We start from the raw sequence: 18,471 nt of genomic DNA, 5'->3' as shown, positions 1-18,471 counted from the left end.
TTTTATGAAAAGGATTGATAAAGTTTACGAGAAGCTTAAAGAGATATGCTTAAGACAGCTAAAAAATGATGGCGTGATAAAAGGATGCTCTGCAATTGATCTATCTAATGAGCTTAATATTCATAGAGCAAATGTATCAAGCGATCTAAATAAAATGTACAAGGATGGCAAGATAGATAAAATCGAAGGAAAGCCTGTCTTATTCAGCATAAGGCAAGATGAATTGACCAAAAATCTTAATACAGTGGAAGACGACGCTTTTAAAAAGATAATTGGTTCAAATCTAAGCCTTAAAAATGCTGTTCAACAAGCAAAAGCGGCTATCATGTATCCTCCACATGGACTTCATACATTAATATTAGGTGAAACGGGTACAGGCAAGTCGATGTTTGCGGAGACAATGTACGAATACGCCAAAGAGATAGGCAGGATCAAGACAAATGCTCCATTTGTGGCTTTTAACTGTGCTGATTATGCCAACAATCCACAGCTTCTCATGGCGCAGCTATTTGGAGTGAAAAAAGGGGCGTACACCGGTGCAGATAAAGACAAGATAGGGATAGTGGAGAAAGCGGACAAAGGAATACTATTTCTCGACGAAGTCCATAGATTGCCACCAGAAGGACAAGAGATGCTTTTTTATCTTATAGACAAAGGGATGTTCAGACACTTAGGTGAAACAGACGCACAGCATAAAGCGGATGTGCTTATAATATGTGCGACTACAGAAAATGTAGAATCAATACTTCTTAAGACTTTTACGCGGCGAATCCCGATGGTGATAAATTTGCCATCATTAAAAGAAAGAACTTATGAAGAGAGATTTGAAATAATAAAGAATTTTATGATTGACGAGGCATCTATAATCAAAAACGACATATCAATAACATCAAACGCATTGAAAGCATTTCTGCTTTATGATTGTCCAAACAACATAGGGCAGCTAAAAAGCGACATAAAGCTTTGTGCGGCAAAAGCATACCTTGGATTCATGATGAATAGGGACAAAGAAGTTGTTATACACACAGAAGATCTTCCACAGTATATAAAAAGAGGGCTTTTCAAATACAAAGAGGAAAAAGATAAAATCGATAAATTTGTAAAAGACGATAAAATAATGTTTTCTATAGACAAAATGGACATCATTCCATCTGAAGATAGTAAATCATTCAACTTTTACGAAGCGCTGGAGGAGAAGCGTAAATCTCTGGAGAAAAAAGGTATAAATGAAGATGACATAAAACTCATAATGAATTTGGATATAGAAACTTATCTAAAAAGGTATATTGATGAAGCTAAAAGGTACAATTTAGAGGAACTTTATAAAGTTGTCGACAAGAGAATTGTTGATATTGTGGATAATTTTCTGAATCATGCAGGAAAAATGTTAAAAAGAGAGTTTAGTGAAAAGACACTGTATGGTCTTTCTATGCACGTTGCCAGCTCAATCGAAAGGATATCAAGTGGTAAGAAAATAGAAAACCATCAATTAGACGATATAAAAAGGATATACAAGGATGAGTTTGAAGTTTCTAAAGAGCTTAAAAAATTGATAGAGAGAGAATTTGACATAGAGGTTCCAGAAGATGAAGTAGGCTTTATAACCATGTTTTTGTGCCTCGACATAAAACAAGAAAAAGATGAAGAAAAGGTCAGCGTCATAGTTGCAATGCATGGTGAGTCTACGGCTACATCCATAGCAGATGTTTCAAATAGATTGCTGGGGGAAAATTTTGTCGTAGGGTACAATATGCCACTTGACCAGAAGCCTGAAATCGCTCTTAACAACCTATGTGACCTAATTAAGAAGACGAATAAGGGAAAAGGTGTATTGCTTCTTGTAGACATGGGTTCATTAGTTTTCTTTGGTGATATGGTATACGAAAAAACAGGTATTCCAGTCAAGACGGTTGAAATGGCATCAACACCTATGGTATTAGAAGCAGGAAGAAAAGCATTATTAAATGCATCACTTGATGAAGTTTACGATTCTGCGCTTAATTTAAGCCCTTATATAGGAAGGATATATAAGGACAACTTTGAGATGCAAAACGGATTTAAAAATGACGTCATAATAACTGCCTGCATCACAGGTGAAGGCACAGCATTGAAATTAAAATCCATCTTAGAGAAAAAACTCGATCTGAAATCAGCAGGCATTGACATCATACCTTTAAATATAGAAGACAAAAGAGAATTTAAGCGAAAGCTACAGAATATAAAAAGGGAAAAGAATGTATTAGCAGTAGTAAGCGCATTTGACCCAGGCGATGATACAGTTAAATACATTTCAACTACTGATGTGTTTGACAACCGTAAATTAAGATCTTTAAAAGCTATGATTGATTCAAGAGATGCACTTGAAACCATAGACAACATGAAAGAGATAATCGCAGAAAACGTAAATATTGATGCGGGAAAATACATCAATGCGTTTAAAGAATTTTATCTAAACATTGCAGAAAACAATGTAACTCTCGATAATGACAAAATAATCGGTCTAATACTTCATCTTGCTTGTGCAATAGAACGTGTATTAAATGATGGCGAATTAATACGGATCAAAAACTGTAAATCAATCATAGAAAACAACACATCAAAATACGAAATGATAAAGACTGCCGTAAAACCAGTAAACGAAGCTTTTGACATGGCTTTATCAGATGATGAATATGTGAGCATAATGATGATAGTTTTTTCGCTTTAATACACATATGTGTATTGATTACGGTTACAAACAATACAGATTGATACAGGTTTTTTAACGATACGAAAAGCTATGAAATTCAAGCTTTTGCTACTCGAAATTGCTTTGGCACGGTATTTGCATTATCTATAAGCAGAAAATTAAATTGGAGGTGAAATGAAATTAGATGAAGATAGTTTTGGTTTGTTCAGCAGGGATGTCAACAAGTTTGCTTGTAAAAAAGATGAAAGATACAGCAGCCAAAAAAGGTGTAGAAGTTGAGATTGAAGCTTATGCCGAAGCTGATTTGAAGCGTAACTTAGAAAATGTAGACGTTATATTGATTGGACCACAAGTAAGATATTTGCTTGAAAAAATCAAGCAAATTGCTGAACCAAAGGGAATTGCTGTAGATGTAATTGAATCGAAACTTTACGGTAAAGTTGACGGTGAAGGAGTTTTGAATAAAGCTTTAAGCATCTTAAAAAAGTAGAGAACTAATTTAATATTTATAAGCAGGAGGAGTGTAATGTGAAAAAAATTATGAGTTTTTTGGAAAAGTATTTTGTTCCCATTGCTGCAAAGTTTGGTTCAGAAAGACATTTAGTTGCCATTCGTGATGGATTTGCAATGATAATGCCTCTTATACTTGCTGGTGCATTTGCAGTTTTGATAAACAATTTGCCAATACAAGCATATCAGAATTTTATGGTTGGAATATTTGGCAAATCGTGGACAACTTTTGGTGGGAATTTGTGGAATGGTACTTTTGCAGTAATGTCGATTATACTTGTTGTATCAATAAGCTATAATTTGGCTCTGTCATATGAGTCAAATGGAATAGGTGCCGGGTTAGTGTCATTTGCATCTTTATTGATGTTGTATACACCATCAGCCAAAGATTGGGCAATACCGTATGCATTTTTAGGAGCTCAGGGATTATTCGTATCGATAATTGTCGCTCTTATTTCTACAGAAATATTTGTGCGCTTATTAGGAAATCCAAAATTAGTTATAAAAATGCCTGAAGGAGTGCCACCTGCTGTTGCAAAATCTTTTGCTGCATTATTGCCATCTTTGATAGTATTATCTATTTGGGCTTTGTTTAAATCAATAACTGTAGCTCTAGGGTTAACAGACATTCATCAAGCTATATTTAATGCAATTCAAGCTCCATTAACTGGCTTAGCTGATACATTAGGTTCTGCAATTGTAGTTGCATTTCTTATACATTTTTTATGGTTCTTTGGATTACATGGCACAAATATATTAGGACCAATATTAAATGCAGTTTACTTGCCTGCTATAAATGACAATATAGCTGCATTAAAGGCAGGGAAAGCTATTCCACATATAGTGACAATGCCATTCTTTGACGCATTCGTTCATTTGGGTGGTGCCGGCACAACCATTGGATTAATTATAGCTATCTACATTGCATCAAGAAGAAAGAAAAAGAGAAATGAGATGCAGAATATAGCCAATTTAGCTATTGCACCAGGAATATTCAATATTAATGAACCGATGATTTTTGGTATGCCGTTAGTCTTAAATCCTATATTTTTCATACCGTTTATCTTGACACCAATTATTCTCACAATTATTAGCTATTTTGCCATATCATTGGGAATAGTACCAAGAACTATTGCTATGATGCCTTGGACAACACCACCGATAATAGGAGGCTTTTTGGTAACAGGATCGATTAGAGGTGCTATACTTGCATTAGTAAATCTAATTATAAGTGTAGTAATATATTTACCTTTTGTATTAGCGGCAGAAAAAATTGAAGAAAAATCTAATAAAACAAATGAAGAAGCATTAGTGGAAGAAAAAGTTAGATAGATATTAATTTTGATTGTATAATGGCGTGATAAGCAATGAATCTGCCTATTGACAATAAAAGGTTTTGCTTATCATGCCAATATTAATAATTATTTTTATTGAAATTGAGGTGTATTATATTGAAAAGATTAGGTATTTCAGTTTATTTGAATAGCAATAGTTTGCAAGATAATATGCAATATATTAATCTGGCATCAAAATACGGGTTTGAAATAGTGTTTACGACTTTGATATCTATAAATAATAGCAATTTTGATAAATATTACAATGATTTTATTAGCTTAGTAAAATATTCTAACGATATTGGAATGAAAGTAATTGCGGATGTGGAACCTGAAATATTAAAAAAGTTAAACATTTCTTATACAAATTTGAAAAAATTGTCTGAAATTGGACTTTACGGAGTAAGGCTCGATTTAGGATATAGCGGATTGGAAGAATCAATAATGACATTTAATAATCATGGATTAAAAATTGTCTTAAATATGAGCAATGGAACGGATTATTTAGAAAATATTCTATCATATAGTCCGAATATATACAACATTATTGGATGTCATAATTTTTATCCTCATAGATACACGGGTTTAAGTTATGAACATTTTTATAAATGCAGTCGTAAATTCAAAGAATTTGGAGTAAGGACTGCTGCATTTGTGAGTTCAAATGATGCAAACTTTGGGCCATGGCCTATTTCGGAAGGGCTTTGTACTTTGGAAATGCATAGAGATCTTCCTGTCGATATTCAGGCAAAACATTTATTTGCTACAGGATTAATAGATGATGTGATTATTGGTAATGCATTTGCATCTGAAAGTGAACTAAAAAAGCTTAGTCAAATAAATAAAGATATAATAGAATTTAGAGTAAACCTAGTTGACAACATTACGCCTATAGATAGGAAAATAGTATTGGAAGAATTTCATTTTGTTAGAGGAGATATTTCAGAATACTTATTAAGATCTACTCAAAGCAGAGTTAAATATAAAGACCATAAATTTTTACCATACAATGTGACAGATATTAAAAGAGGAGATGTATTAATAGACACATATTTATATCAAAATTATGCGGGAGAATTACAAATAGCGCTAAAAGATATTAAAAATACAGGTAAGACAAACGTTGTGGGTAGAATCGATGAAAGAGAAATATTTTTATTAGATTATTTAAAACCATGGTCAAAATTTAGTTTTGTAGAAGGCAAATAGTCATTATAGTTTAGGAGGCAAAACAATGGAATTAGAAGAGATTGTATTTCAAATTATATTAAATGCGGGGAATGCTAAAAGCAATTGTTTTGATGCGCTGAAAAGTGCTAAAGATGGTGATTTTAAATCGGCGGAAAATTATATTAATAAAGCAGAAGAAGAGATTATTAAAGCTCATAATATACAAACAAGTATGCTTCAAAAAGAAGCAAACGGTGATCATCAAATAGTTACACTTCTATTGATGCATGCAGAGGATCATATGATGTCTGCGATTTTGGCGAAGGATCTGATTACTGAGATGATCGATTTGTATAAATTGATTTATTCTGCAAAAGGTGTAAAATAACCGTAGGATCAAAAATAACTACGGGAAGGAGAGTTCTTTAAATGTCTAAAAAAGGTTTGAAAATAGCTACCATAGGTGGAGGTTCAAGCTATACGCCTGAATTGGTGGAAGGCTTCATAAAAAGGTATGATGAGCTGCCTGTAAAAGATTTATACCTTGTGGACATTGAGGAAGGAAAAGAAAAATTAGAGATTGTGGGAAATCTCGCAAAGCGAATGGTTGAAAAGGCTGGTGTGGACATTAATATTCATTTAACTTTAGACAGGCGTGAGGCAATAAAAGATGCAGACTTTGTGACTACACAGTTTAGGGTTGGACTTTTGGATGCTCGAATTAGAGATGAGAAAATACCTTTAAGATATGATGTGATAGGACAGGAGACGACAGGTCCTGGTGGGTTTGCAAAAGCTCAGAGGACGATACCGGTGATACTCGATATATGCAAGGATATAGAAGAATTATCTCCAGATGCATGGCTTATTAACTTTACAAATCCGTCAGGTATAATTACAGAAACAGTTTTAAAGCATACAAAGGTGAAAGTGATAGGCCTATGTAATGTTCCAATAGGTATGGTATATGGCGTTGCAGAAATGCTTGATGTAGATGTAAAGCGGGTGTCAATAGATTTTGCAGGGCTTAATCATCTTGTATGGGGTACCCATGTGTATTTGGATGGTGAAGACATAACAGAGAAATTGATAGATAGCTTTGCAGGTGGCAAGTCTATGTCTATGAAGAATGTGCCTGACTTACCATGGGAACCAGAGTTTATCAAATCTCTTGGAATGTATCCGTGCCCATATCACAGGTATTATTATCTTACAGATAAAATGCTGGAGGAAGAAAAGAAAGATGCAGCAACGATAGGGACAAGGGGTGAACAAGTCAAAAAGCTTGAAAAAGAGCTGTTTGAATTGTATAAAGATCCAAATCTCAATGTAAAACCACCACAACTGGAGAAAAGAGGTGGAGCTCACTATTCCGATGCAGCATGTTCACTGATAAACTCAATATACAACGATAAAAAAGACATTCATGTGGTAAATGTCAAGAACAATGGCACAATTTTAGATTTGCCAAATGATGTGGTTATTGAGACAAATGCCGTGATAGATAAAAATGGTGCACATCCAATAAATATAGGGCATGTACCGACAAAGATAAGAGGTTTGATGCAATCAGTGAAAGCTTACGAGGAATTGACAATAGAAGCTGGTGTGACAGGCGATTACTATACTGCACTTCAAGCTTTAACAATACATCCGCTTGTACCATCATCAACAGTAGCTAAAAAAATCTTGGACGATATTATCAGAGAAAACATAGATTACTTGCCACAATATAGGTAACAAAAAAAGCCGGGTTTTCCGGCTTTTTATAGACATTTTGTGAAACTAAATTACAAAATAATAAAATACACTTGAAATTTTATTTCACATGTAATATAATTATAAATAGGAAGAGGTGAAAACATTAACATGGCAGGAGATATAGAAAAAATTAAAGCAGTTATAAATAATCTAAAGCCGTCGGAAAAGAAAGTTGCAGAGTATATAATAAAAAATGCTGATAAAATTTCGGAACTATCTATAGGTGAACTTTCGAAAAATAGCGGTACAAGCGAGGCAAGTGTCGTAAGATTTTGCAAAAATCTTGGATACAAAGGTTATCAAGATCTTAAAATAAAAATTTCAGCAGATTATACATATAAAACAAAAAGCATTCAAGGTTTTGTAAATATAAACGATGATATAAATTCTATCGTTGTTAAAATATCAAAGAATAATATGCAGGCAATAGAAAAGACGATGGATATGCTTGATAGAGATGAGCTGCAAAAAGCTGCTGATGCTATATTAAATGCTAATAGAATAGATATTTATGGTGTTGGAGCATCTGCTATTGTTGCACAAGATATGTTACAGAAATTTATGAGAATAAATAAATCTTGTACAGCTTACAGCGATTCTCACATGCAACTTGCATCTGCTGCAAATCTAAGCAATGGGGATGTTGCGGTAGGAATATCTTATTCCGGTGAAACAATGGATACTGTAGATGCTTTGAAAATAGCGAAAAATTCAGGTGCTACGACAATTTGCATAACAAGATTTGGAAATTCATCCATAACAAATGTTTCAGATATCAAACTTTTTGTATATTCTACGGAAGCGATTTTTAGAAGTGGTGCAATGGCATCACGTATAGCACAATTAAATGTCATAGATATACTGTTTTCTGTAATTGCTTGTAGAAAATATGAAGATATAATTAAATATTTAGAAAATACAAGTGAAGCTGTTTCATCAAGAAAATATTGAAGGAGGATTTTATGTTAAATATATTCAGAAAAAGTTGCAGAAGATTATTGATAAAGGCACCAGTTGATGGCGAGATAGTAGATATAGTAGAAGTTCCAGATGAAGTATTTGCTCAAAAGCTTGTAGGCGATGGAGTAGCCGTAAATCCTAAATCGGATATTTTTGTATCACCAGTTGAAGGTGTCATAACAACTGTTTTCCCAACAAAACATGCAATAGGCATCAAGACAATAGAAGGAATCGAGATAATGATACACGTTGGTGTAGATACCGTAAAATTAAACGGAGAGGGGTTTACGACATTTATAAATGAAGGCGATAAAGTAAAAGTTGGAGATAAATTATTGCAAATAAATAAACTGATTTTAGAATCAAAGGCAAAGTCGCTCATATCGCCAATCATCATAATAAATACGGAGCGAATTAAAGAGATGAATAAAATCATTGGTAGTGTAACTGCTGGAGAAACAGATATTATAGAAGCAGTTATTTAATTGTTTAATCATGAATTAAATTTTCATAAATATAATTTATTTATGAAGTAATGTAACATGAAAGGGGGATAGTAAAGAATATCAAGTTTTCAAAGATAAAAAAAAGGAGGATGAAAAATGTCAAGAGAAAAAGACATAGCCGAAAGTATCATTAGGGAATTGGGTGGCAAAGAAAATGTCGTATCAATCACTAATTGTATGACAAGATTAAGAGTGTTAGCAAGGTATTATGACAAAATCAATTATGAATCACTTAAAAAAGTCGAGGGCGTCATTAAAGTCAACGAAGAAGGAGGAGAGCTGCAGATTATTTTAGGACCAGGATTGGTGTCAAAAGTAGCAGGTGAGGCATCTAAAAAAATAGGAATTAAATTGGGAGATGCACAAGAAATCAAAGCTGCAATAAATGAAAAAAACAAAACACCCTTTAAACTTCTTTTAAGAAGAATTGCCAGCATATTTATTCCTTTGATTCCAGGATTAATAGGTGGTGGATTAATACTTGGCATAACCAATGTTGCCACAAAGTTTAACTGGATTGCTGATAAAAATTTGCTGGCTATGTTAAGTTTGTTTGGAAGCACAATTTTCACTTATATGGGCATAATGATAGGCATGAATACTGCTAAAGAATTTGGAGGTTCACCTACGCTTGGTGGTATACTTGCGGGTATCATCTATAATCCTGTTTTGGCGGATATAAAAATAGGCGGCAGTGCACTTGTTGTCGGTAGAGGTGGAATAATCTCTGTATTAATTGCAGCCGCATTTGCAAGTTGGCTTGAAAAAAACATTAGGAAGAGGATGCCAAACAGTATAGAATTACTTGCGACTCCTTTATTGACAATTTTGATAGCAGGCTTTGCAACACTTTATGTATTGCAGCCACTTGGTGGTTTTATAGCCGATGCCATAGGCAAAGCTGTGACAGTTGCGATTGCAGGTAAAGCTGGTATATTTACAGGATTTATACTTGCAGGTACTTTCTTGCCGTTAGTTATGACAGGTTTACACCAGGGGCTTACGCCTATACACATGCAGCTTATTCAATCTACAGGTGTTACAATACTGCTTCCAATTTTAGCAATGGCAGGTGCTGGGCAAGTCGGTGCGGCAATTGCAGTATATGTCAAAACAAAAAGCAAACAGCTTAAAAAGATTATAGAAGGTTCAATACTTGTTGGAATTTTAGGTATTGGTGAACCACTTATTTACGGCGTTACTTTACCTCTCGGACGACCTTTTATAGGAGCATGTATTGGGGCAGCTTTTGGAGGTGCATTTGAAGCATTAAAAGTTGTAGGAGCAAGAGGATTAGGAATATCTGGTATACCTCTTGCTGCTTTAATAGAACCAAATAAAATAATTTATTATATTATCGGTTTAATTATATCATATATTGCAGGATTTATAGCAACTTATTTGCTGGGATTTGAAGATCCAGTAGATGAAGAGATAAAAGATACTCAACCATTTAGTTTTGATGCATAAAAAAAGGGGCGTTTTGCCCCTTTAAGGAGTTGATTGTATGGCATTTGGCGTATCTGTTTATACTACGGATGACTTTTCAAGTCAAAAAAATAAAGAATATATTAAAATGGCAAAAGGTTTGGGCATATGTTCTGTATTTACATCAATGCATATTCCGGAGATAGAATATGGAAGAAAAATAAATGAGATTAAAGATTTAGTGGAGTATATTAAATTATTAGACATGAAACTTACAATAGATATTTCACCTGTTACTATGAATATATTAGGGTCGTCACCAAACAACCTTAAATTATTTTATGAGTTAGGGATAGATTGTTTGAGACTTGATTATGGATTTACGATAGATGAAATTGTTGAAATGACTAAAAATGAATACGGCATAAAAATCGAATTAAATGCAAGCACGATAACAAAACAACAAATAAATGATTTGATAAATAGGAATGCTGATTTGAAAAATTTAAGCGCCTGCCACAATTTTTATCCTAAACCATATACAGGGCTTTCGTACGAGTTTTTTAGAGAAAAAACTTTGATGATAAAAAGCTATGGACTTAAAGTTTCGGCATTTATTCCATCTCAGAAAGGTAAACGAGGTCCAATATGTGAAGGATTACCGACTCTTGAAATTCATAGAAATATAAAACCAGATATAGCCGCAAAACATTTAATCTATTCAGGGATTGATGATGTATACTTTGGAGATGCGTATGCATCTTTTGATGAGATGAATGATGTTACGTCAATTGATAATAATGTCATTGAATTAAAAATTAATTTAGTTAATGATATTATAGATTGTGAAAAAGATTTGATTTTTAATTGTATCCATACAAATAGGTCTGATTCGTCAGAATATATTGTAAGATCAGAAGAATCAAGAGGATATGCAAAAATTGGAATGAAAATAAAAGCCCATAACTGTATCGATAGAAAAAAATACTGTGTAACAATAGACAATGAAAATTTCAAAAGGTATTCTGGAGAGCTAAATATCTGCATGGTTGATTTACCTAAAGATGAAAGGGTAAATGTAGTAGGATATATACCTGAAGAAGAGCACATTCTAGCAGATTTAATCAAACCAGGCGCAAAATTCAAGTTTAGAAAGGGCTGATATCATGAACTTAGAAGTACTAATGACCGAAGGAAGGAATCCGGATACAGTGGATATAGATAAGTTAAGCACAGAGGATATGTTAAGAAAAATAAACGAGGAAGATAAAAAAGTTCCGATGGCTGTAGAAAAAGAAATACCCAATATTGCAAAAGCTATAGATATTGCAGCGGAAAAATTAAAAAAGGGCGGAAGGCTTATATATATTGGTGCTGGTACAAGTGGCAGGCTTGGAATACTTGATGCTTCTGAATGCCCTCCTACATTTGGCGTATCTCCAGAAATGGTACAGGGAATTATCGCGGGTGGAGACATAGCTATAAGAAAAGCTGTCGAAGGCGCAGAAGATAATATAGAACTTGGCAGATTGGACTTGATTGAAAGAAATTTATCCAACAATGATGTTGTGGTAGGAATTGCAGCCAGTGGAAGAACACCTTATGTTTTAGGCGCACTTCATTATGCTAAAGAAATTGGAGCAGCGACAATAGGCATATCGTGTAATCCAAACTCTGAGATGAAAAATCTAGTTGATATAATGATAGCACCTGTTGTTGGACCTGAAGTTATTATGGGGTCCACTAGGATGAAAGCGGGAACTGCTCAGAAGCTTGTATTAAATATGATTTCTACGGGAGTTATGATAAAGATTGGTAAAGTGTACAGCAATTTGATGGTTGATGTACAGGCGACAAACGAGAAATTAATTCACAGGGCAAGGAGGATAGTTAAACTTGCAACAGGAGCTGATGACGTTGCTATTGAGAAGATATTAAATGAGACAGGTTATGATGTTAAATTGACTATACTAATGATACTTACAGGCCTTAAAAAGCCTGAAGCTCAGGAACTTTTGGAAAAGGCAGAAGGTCATATAGAAAAAGCGTTGAAAGAAAATAGGTTGAAAAGAAATTTTACTATCAATGCATAATGCAAATATGATGTATAGCGTTGTTTTTAGCTGAAGAAAATATTTTCTTCAGCTTTTAAATTCATAGCAAATTGGAATAATTTTTTAATATTGAGAGGATTTTTAAGATATATGTACATAAATTTTGGATAGAAGCAATTTTTGGAGTTTGTAATTGTTTTTATAAAGATATAAAATTATATTAAAAGTTGTCTGACATCTGATATATTACAATTAAAATCTTACACAAGTTTAAGTTTACACGGTCTTAACGCTTGCTTAATAATAACTTTACAATTGTCTGTTATATTAAATATGTAAGAAGTTGCACCATTCATCAAAGCAGCTAAAATTTCTTGACTTTAAGTTAATGCACATCTACGTTTCCAATGCATCAGTGTTTAAACGAATATGACATAAGGGGGGATTGTGTTTATACTTAAAAATATTTTCAAATAATAAGAGGAGTAGGAGGGTTCATATGTTGAAAGGTAGAGGCAAAGTTTTAAGTATCATTTTGACATTTGTGATGGTATTTGGCATGGTATTTTCAAGTATGTCTCAGATATCATACGCAGCTACATCAAAGACATTTGATTTTGTAGAAGTCACTGATTTCCACGGGTATCTGCAAGCATCAGGTAAATTAAGCGATGGAACGCCTATCACTCAGGAGAGAGGATCGGTACTGGCAAAAAGGATAAAGGACATAAAGGCAGCAAATCCTGATACTGTCATACTATCTGGCGGAGATATGTTTCAGGGTACGCCTCTTTCAAACGTTTTAAAAGGACAGCCTGTCATCGATATGATGAAAAGCATAGGCTTTGATGCGATGGCATTAGGAAATCATGAGTACGACTGGGGCATTAATTCTGTCATCGATACAGGAAACGCAGTCTTAAAAGGATCCACGATACCTGTTTTAGCAGCTAATGTATACGACAAAACTACAGGCAAACCTGTAAGTTACACGAAACCATACGTTGTAATTGAAAGAGATGGAGTAAAGATCGGTATCATCGGCATCGTTGATAACAAAGAATTCCCATCTATAATTTTGCCATCTCTTATAAGCAATGTAGATTTTAAAGATCCTGTGCCGATCGTAAATAGTCTTGCACAGCAGTTAAGAAATGATGGCGCGCAGATTGTAGTCGTCTTAGCACATATGGGAGCTACGACTGATAAGAATACAGGTGAGACAATAGGTAATCTCATTGATTTTGCAAAGAGCGTAAAAGGCGTAGACGCCATATTTGGCGGTCATACACATACGATTGTCACAACGAGAGTAAATGGAATCCCTGTAGGTGTCGCCAACAATGCAGGTATGGGCTTTATAGATCTTAAGATAACAGTAAATAGTGATGGAACTGTAAGCACAGGAGATATGGTTTACAACGATGATTACAGCTATTACAATACGAAGACACCGATAGTTGACGAAGATGTTCAAAGCATAGTCGATAAAGCCATACAAGATGCTGGACCACTATTTAGCCAGGTCATTGGCACTGCAGATGTAGATTTGACGAGAACTCAAAGTGCAAATCCTTTTGGAGATTCGATTTTAGGAAATTGGACGTCAGAAGTCGTTAAGGACGCTGTAAATGCGGATTTTGCTTTTGGAAACAATGGCGGACTTAGAACAGACGTATTAAAAGGCGATATCACTGTTGGAACAATGTATACGTTGATGCCATTTGACAATACCATTGTCACAGTAAGCATGACTGGTGCAGAGATTAAGAAGGTATTGGAACAAGCTGTTCAGGATGGTGGCAAAGGGATTCAGGTTGCAGGTCTTTCATTTAAGTACGATCCGAATAAGCCATCTATGAATAGAGTATTTGACATGAAGAAATCTGATGGTACACCAATAGATATGAATGCAAGATATCTTGTAGCGACCAATAATTTCATGGGAACTGGTGGAGATGGCTTTACAGAATTTACTGATCCCGATGTACAGAAATCTTACATAGATACGCAGAAATTGGTGAGAGATGCATTTATCGATGCTGTAAAAGCACAAGGTCATATAACGGCAAAAATAGACAATAGGATATCTCCAGCTACAATGATAGCTTCTAATGAGACGACTATAACAGTCTTAGCCACATCTGACGTACATGGGAATCTGGTACCATGGGACTACAGCAGTGCAAAAGAAGCTAATCAGGGCCTTGCGAAAGTGGCAGGTTATGTTGACAAAGTAAGGTCTGAAAATCTAAACGTCGTATTAGTAGACAATGGCGATACGATTCAAGGCACGCCACTTTCATACTACTACGATAAAATTGACACGAAGACTGAATATCCGATGGCAAAAGCTATGGGTGCTATGCACTACGATACGTGGACATTAGGCAACCACGAATTCAATTATGGATTGGATGTATTAAACAGAGTAATCGCTGATATGGAGAAAGAAAACATTCATGTCTTGTCTGCAAATACTTACAAAGATGATGGTACCAACTTTGTAGAGCCTTACTATATTAAGACGATAACTACACCTATGGGTGATGTGAAAGTAGGCATATTAGGACTTACTACAAAAGAAATTCCTTCATGGGAGGACAAATCTCATTATGCAGGGCTTAAATTCAATGATCTTGTAGAAGAGGCAAATAAATGGGTGCCTAAAGTGAGAGCTGCTGGCGCAGACATAGTTGTTGTTGCTATGCACTCCGGTGAGGAAAGCCCATCAGATACCATACCGGAAAATCAGGTAAAAGCTGTAGCTCAAGGTGTAAATGGGATAGATGCGATAATAGCGGGCCATACACATGCTGTAATACAAATGGATACATTTAAAAACCCAGAAGGCAAAGATGTAATAGTGACAGAGCCAGGCAAATGGGGGCAATACGTTTCAAGGATAGATTTCAACATATCTAAAGATGAAAATGGAAAATGGGTAATTGACAGCAAGACAAGCAAAGCTGTTGCAATGGATAGCTCTATACAGCCTGATGAAAACATAATGCAGCTTGCAGAGCCATACCAAGAAGCGACGCTTAAATACGTAGGAACAAAGATAGGCACAGCTTCTGGTGACTTCTTAGGGAAAGATCAGTTGACAAAGGAAACGGCCTTGATGGATCTTATAAACAAGGTGCAAAAATACTATGCAAAGACAGATCTTTCAATAGCTGCACCATTAAGTAGCACTGCTCAGATATTAAAAGGCGATGTTACAATACAAGACATGATGAGTGTATATGTGTTTGAAAATTATTTGTACGGAATAAAGATGACTGGTAAGCAGTTAAAGGATTGGATGGAATGGTCTGCCCGATATTATCAGCAGGTCAAATCTTCAGATGATCCTATAACAAAGGATAAGACCCTCAATATACCGGATTACAACCTTGATCAGCTTTATGGAGCAAGTTACACGATAGATCTTACACAGCCTGTCGGAAACAGGATTAAGAACCTTACGGTAAATGGTAAACCGGTGAAAGACGACGATGTGTTTACAGTTGCAATAAACAACTACAGATTTAATGGCGGCGGAGGTTTCATGAAGGCAGCAGGCATAACAAATCCTGTTGTAGTCTTTGACTCGGCTAAAGCTTATGGTGATGATGGACAGGTAAGAAATTTGATGATAAGTTATATAAAGATGAAAGGAACTATAGATCCCGTTGTCGACAATTACTGGACGATATCTAAGACACCAGTTTCAGAAGGAAATGTTGTAAGTAAAGGCATTGTCACAGCGTCAGCTTTAAATGTGCGATTAGGTGCTGGTACAAATTACAAAGTTATAGGCGTATTAATGGCTGGACAATCTATCAACATAGTAGGCGAAAATAATGGCTGGTATCAAATTGACTACAATGGAAAGACAGGTTATGTATACGGCAAGTATGTAGCTTCGTCCCCAGATTTATCAAATGTAACCGTATTAAAATCGGTGAAGGTGACTGCTAAAGACGGACTTAATGTCAGATTAAATAATTCCATAAGCGCGTTAAAAATAGGAGCAGTACCGTACGGCTATGAATTAAAAGTAGTCGGCGAATACGACGGATGGTATAAGGTTCAGTATAACGGCATATACGGATTTGTTTACGCAAAATACACAAAATAGAAAGATAAACTTAGCAAAAAGGGAAAGCTTTAAGATGGCAGCTTTCCCTTTTGCCATACATAAACAGCATAAAAGTCAGTTGGATAGAGACAAATATAATGATAGAATAATAGGAGAATAAATATGATAATGTTGACTTAGCAAGAAGGGAATGAAGAGGAAGTTGTACATAGGAGACGTAGAAATCAAAAACAATGTGTTTTTGGCGCCTATGGCAGGTGTCACAGATAAGCCTTATAGGCGTATATGCAGTGAGATGGGTTGTGGATTTACATACACTGAAATGGTCAGCGCTAAAGGCCTTTACTATGGCAGCGAGAATACAGAATTCCTTACAGACATAGATGATGATGAAAATGTGGCGCTTCAGATATTTGGCTCTGATCCCTATATAATGGGTGAAATTGCAAAGAGATTAAATGCGTCAAATGCAAAAGTGATAGATATAAACATGGGATGCCCAACGCCTAAGATAGTGAAAAACGGCGATGGTTCTGCTTTGATGCTTAAACCTGATTTGGCAGAAAGCGTGATTAAAGCGGTAGTGAAAAACTCTATTAAGCCTGTAACTATAAAGATAAGGAAAGGATGGGACGATGATCACATAAATGCTGTTGAGATTGCTAAGATGGCTGAAAATTGCGGCGTAAAAGCTGTAGCGGTTCATGGCAGAACGAGAGAACAGTTTTACTCAGGCAATGCTGACTGGGATATAATAAAGAAAGTCAAGGATAATCTAAAAATACCTGTAATAGGCAATGGAGATGTGTTTTCACCGGAAGATGCAAAAAGGATGATAGACGAGACAGGCTGTGACGCAGTGATGGTTGGCAGAGGGGCAGAAGGGAATCCATGGATTTTCAAAAGAATACTTTACTATCTAAATACAGGTGAAATTCTGCCAGAGCCGACCGTAAGTGAAAAGATTGACATGATTTTAAGGCATCTTGACATGATGATAGAATACAAAGGTGAACAAATAGGAATATTGGAGATGAGAAAGCATATAGCATGGTATCTAAAAGGTATCCGGGGTGCATCAAAGATAAAACAGATGGTATTTACGATGTCTAACTATAAAGAGGTTAAAGACCTGTTACTTAGTATTAAAAGTTCTATATAGAATTACGCCAAGTATTTTGGGGGAAGATATCTTGTCATTAAAATATGTACTGTCATTATGTGTAATAGGATTTATTGCTGCATTTATTGATTCTATAGCAGGTGGAGGAGGCATAATAAGCCTTCCTGGGCTTATGGTTTTAGGGGTACCTCCTGCATATGCTCTTGGGACTAATAAATTTGCATCGACGTGTGCGTCTTTTACAAGCTCTATGACTTTCATAAAATACAAAGTATATGATATCAACTTATTGAAATATCTTGTTTTCGGGACATTAATAGGAGCAATTTTAGGTGTTAAAGCGGTTTTGTCATTGGACAGTTCAAAGTTGAGAATCATCATAATAATATTGATGATATTTGTTGCAATATATACATTGCTATCGAAAAATGTTGGTAATGTAAATAATTTTAAAGGTGTTAATAAAAAGACGATAGCAATTGGACTTATTATATCAATAGTTTTGGGCTTTTATGATGGCTTTTTTGGACCTGGTACAGGCTCTTTTTACATTTTTTTATTTATAATATTACTGGGGTATGATTTTAGAATAAGCGCTGGAAATGGGAAGATACTTAATTTTGTAAGCAATGTTACATCATTAGTTCTATTTGCTATAAGCAGTAAGATAATTTATTCTGCAGCAATTCCTATGGCAGTAGCTATGATAATTGGTGCCAGATTTGGCACGAAAGTAGCAATAAAAAATGGCGCAAAATTGATTAGACCTATACTCATATGTGTTGCTATTGCGTACGCAATAAAAATGGTATTTGATATTGTTAAATGAGACATGCACAAAACCCTTCT

Annotated in this window: 14 protein-coding genes; all 14 read left to right on the top strand. The window is 35.0% G+C overall.

Features of this window, described 5'->3' with window-relative positions:
• Positions 1–4 precede the first annotated feature (4 nt).
• The 14 genes from ACZ42G_RS12040 (at position 5) to ACZ42G_RS11975 (ending at position 18,451) form a co-directional block, all read left to right on the top strand.
• Positions 5–2,707: a sigma 54-interacting transcriptional regulator gene (locus tag ACZ42G_RS12040; protein ID WP_274893440.1), complete on the top strand. Its 2,703-nt coding sequence runs from the start codon at positions 5–7 to the stop codon at positions 2,705–2,707.
• Between the two features lie 166 nt (positions 2,708–2,873).
• Positions 2,874–3,179, top strand: coding sequence for a PTS sugar transporter subunit IIB (locus ACZ42G_RS12035; protein WP_274893439.1), 306 nt, complete (start codon positions 2,874–2,876; stop codon positions 3,177–3,179).
• A 38-nt stretch (positions 3,180–3,217) separates the two neighbouring features.
• Positions 3,218–4,531, top strand: coding sequence for a PTS sugar transporter subunit IIC (locus ACZ42G_RS12030; protein ID WP_274893438.1), 1,314 nt, complete (start codon positions 3,218–3,220; stop codon positions 4,529–4,531).
• Positions 4,532–4,650: 119 nt separating this feature from the next.
• Positions 4,651–5,742 carry a DUF871 domain-containing protein gene (locus tag ACZ42G_RS12025; RefSeq protein WP_274893437.1) on the top strand — a complete coding sequence of 364 codons (1,092 nt, stop codon included), beginning with the start codon at positions 4,651–4,653 and terminating at the stop codon, positions 5,740–5,742.
• Between the two features lie 25 nt (positions 5,743–5,767).
• A complete protein-coding gene (locus ACZ42G_RS12020) occupies positions 5,768–6,091 on the top strand; it encodes a PTS sugar transporter subunit IIA (protein WP_274893436.1) in 324 nt (107 codons plus the stop codon).
• Between the two features lie 41 nt (positions 6,092–6,132).
• Positions 6,133–7,443, top strand: a complete 1,311-nt coding sequence (locus ACZ42G_RS12015) for a 6-phospho-beta-glucosidase (RefSeq protein WP_085111826.1) — start codon at positions 6,133–6,135, stop codon at positions 7,441–7,443.
• Between the two features lie 129 nt (positions 7,444–7,572).
• Positions 7,573–8,415 (top strand): MurR/RpiR family transcriptional regulator, encoded by an 843-nt coding sequence (locus tag ACZ42G_RS12010; protein ID WP_085111825.1) that lies wholly within the window; start codon positions 7,573–7,575, stop codon positions 8,413–8,415.
• An 11-nt stretch (positions 8,416–8,426) separates the two neighbouring features.
• Entirely contained in the window at positions 8,427–8,909 is a 483-nt protein-coding gene (locus tag ACZ42G_RS12005; RefSeq protein ID WP_085111824.1) for a PTS sugar transporter subunit IIA, read from the top strand.
• Between the two features lie 117 nt (positions 8,910–9,026).
• Positions 9,027–10,400 carry a PTS transporter subunit EIIC gene (locus ACZ42G_RS12000; RefSeq protein ID WP_274893435.1) on the top strand — a complete coding sequence of 458 codons (1,374 nt, stop codon included), beginning with the start codon at positions 9,027–9,029 and terminating at the stop codon, positions 10,398–10,400.
• A gap of 37 nt (positions 10,401–10,437) precedes the next feature.
• A complete protein-coding gene (locus ACZ42G_RS11995) occupies positions 10,438–11,520 on the top strand; it encodes a DUF871 domain-containing protein (protein ID WP_274893434.1) in 1,083 nt (360 codons plus the stop codon).
• Between the two features lie 4 nt (positions 11,521–11,524).
• A complete protein-coding gene (gene murQ / locus ACZ42G_RS11990; protein WP_464850577.1) occupies positions 11,525–12,451 on the top strand; it encodes an N-acetylmuramic acid 6-phosphate etherase in 927 nt (308 codons plus the stop codon).
• A gap of 460 nt (positions 12,452–12,911) precedes the next feature.
• Positions 12,912–16,538 carry a 5'-nucleotidase C-terminal domain-containing protein gene (locus tag ACZ42G_RS11985; protein WP_274893432.1) on the top strand — a complete coding sequence of 1,209 codons (3,627 nt, stop codon included), beginning with the start codon at positions 12,912–12,914 and terminating at the stop codon, positions 16,536–16,538.
• A gap of 151 nt (positions 16,539–16,689) precedes the next feature.
• Positions 16,690–17,661: a tRNA dihydrouridine synthase DusB gene (dusB, locus tag ACZ42G_RS11980; protein ID WP_274893431.1), complete on the top strand. Its 972-nt coding sequence runs from the start codon at positions 16,690–16,692 to the stop codon at positions 17,659–17,661.
• A gap of 31 nt (positions 17,662–17,692) precedes the next feature.
• The gene (locus ACZ42G_RS11975) at positions 17,693–18,451 is read left to right on the top strand and encodes a TSUP family transporter (RefSeq protein WP_274893430.1); all 759 of its coding nucleotides are present in this window, start codon (positions 17,693–17,695) and stop codon (positions 18,449–18,451) included.
• Positions 18,452–18,471: the final 20 nt, after the last annotated feature.

This window comes from Thermoanaerobacterium calidifontis (assembly GCF_055381745.1).
This window is presented reverse-complemented; position numbering and strand designations above follow the sequence as displayed.

Bases quoted from the DNA above. Each gene is read 5' to 3' on its own strand.
- murQ (WP_464850577.1), top strand. From the start codon at position 11,525: ATGAACTTAGAAGTACTAATGACCGAAGGAAGGAATCCGGATACAGTG.
- dusB (WP_274893431.1), top strand. From the start codon at position 16,690: ATGAAGAGGAAGTTGTACATAGGAGACGTAGAAATCAAAAACAATGTG.
- ACZ42G_RS12000 (WP_274893435.1), top strand. From the start codon at position 9,027: ATGTCAAGAGAAAAAGACATAGCCGAAAGTATCATTAGGGAATTGGGT.
- ACZ42G_RS12035 (WP_274893439.1), top strand. From the start codon at position 2,874: ATGAAGATAGTTTTGGTTTGTTCAGCAGGGATGTCAACAAGTTTGCTT.
- ACZ42G_RS11995 (WP_274893434.1), top strand. From the start codon at position 10,438: ATGGCATTTGGCGTATCTGTTTATACTACGGATGACTTTTCAAGTCAA.
- ACZ42G_RS12020 (WP_274893436.1), top strand. From the start codon at position 5,768: ATGGAATTAGAAGAGATTGTATTTCAAATTATATTAAATGCGGGGAAT.
- ACZ42G_RS12010 (WP_085111825.1), top strand. From the start codon at position 7,573: ATGGCAGGAGATATAGAAAAAATTAAAGCAGTTATAAATAATCTAAAG.
- ACZ42G_RS12005 (WP_085111824.1), top strand. From the start codon at position 8,427: ATGTTAAATATATTCAGAAAAAGTTGCAGAAGATTATTGATAAAGGCA.
- ACZ42G_RS12015 (WP_085111826.1), top strand. From the start codon at position 6,133: ATGTCTAAAAAAGGTTTGAAAATAGCTACCATAGGTGGAGGTTCAAGC.
- ACZ42G_RS11985 (WP_274893432.1), top strand. From the start codon at position 12,912: ATGTTGAAAGGTAGAGGCAAAGTTTTAAGTATCATTTTGACATTTGTG.
- ACZ42G_RS12040 (WP_274893440.1), top strand. From the start codon at position 5: ATGAAAAGGATTGATAAAGTTTACGAGAAGCTTAAAGAGATATGCTTA.